Source organism: Paraburkholderia sp. J7, assembly GCF_905220155.1.
GTDB lineage: Bacteria > Pseudomonadota > Gammaproteobacteria > Burkholderiales > Burkholderiaceae > Paraburkholderia.
On the sequence record NZ_CAJMYZ010000078.1, the window covers coordinates 1 to 905 of the forward strand.

The following is a 905-nucleotide window of genomic DNA, read 5'->3' on the forward strand; positions in this document are numbered from 1 at the left end:
AGGGGTCTAGCATGGCAGAAGCCGCAAAAAAACCGAGGCCGGAATACCGGAACATCGGGCTTGGGCAGATCTTGTTCGCATACCGCCTGCCGTTGGCAGGTCGTGTGTCGATCGGCCACCGCATCAGCGGTGTGCTCTTGTTCCTGTTCCTGCCTTTCATCTTGTTCCTGTTGGACCAGAGCCTCACTTCGGAGCTTAGCTTCGAGGTATTCAAGGGCTTCCTTTCCAACATCATCGTCAAGCTCATCGTGCTGGTCCTCGGATGGGCGTTCCTGTTTCACTTCTGCGCTGGCGTGCGTCACCTGTGCATGGACTTCAACCATGGCCTCGTGAGCAAGGAAAAAGGCAAGTCGACCTCCCTGGTCGTCGTGATCATCTCCACGGTTCTCACGATCGCCTTTGCGGCAAAACTCTTCGGAGCGTTCTAAAAAATGTCGGCTAAAAACGGTATCGGTCCGAAGCGCCACGTCGTCGGCGCTCACTACGGCATTCGCGACTGGATCGCACAACGCGCCACCGCCGTGATCATGGCGATCTACACGGTCGTGCTGCTCGTCCTGTTCTTTGGCGCGCACGACTTCTCGTATGACGGCTGGGCGTCGATCTTCTCCGCTGAGTGGATGAAGCTCGCCACGTTCGTCACCCTGGTCGCGTTGTTCCTGCACGCGTGGGTTGGCGTGCGTGACATCTGGATGGACTACATCAAGCCGGTCGGCCTGCGCATCACGCTGGACGTCCTCACGATCGCATGGCTGCTGGGCAGCCTCGGCTACGCCGCTCAGATTCTCTGGAGAGTGTAAAAGAATGGCTGCAATCAAGAATTCACTGCCGCGTCGCAAGTTCGACGTGGTCATCGTCGGTGCTGGCGGCTCGGGGATGCGCGCTTCGCTGCAACTCGCGCGTGC

2 protein-coding genes are annotated in these 905 nt (G+C 58.7%); both read left to right on the forward strand.

The genetic code is table 11. The features are described from left to right. Positions 1-11 precede the first annotated feature (11 nt). The gene (gene sdhC / locus U5A58_RS40390) at positions 12-428 is read left to right on the forward strand and encodes a succinate dehydrogenase, cytochrome b556 subunit (RefSeq protein ID WP_133183855.1); all 417 of its coding nucleotides are present in this window, start codon (positions 12-14) and stop codon (positions 426-428) included. Positions 429-431: 3 nt separating this feature from the next. Continuing rightward, positions 432-800 carry a succinate dehydrogenase, hydrophobic membrane anchor protein gene (gene sdhD / locus U5A58_RS40395; protein ID WP_158760582.1) on the forward strand — a complete coding sequence of 123 codons (369 nt, stop codon included), beginning with the start codon at positions 432-434 and terminating at the stop codon, positions 798-800. Positions 801-905 lie beyond the last annotated feature (105 nt).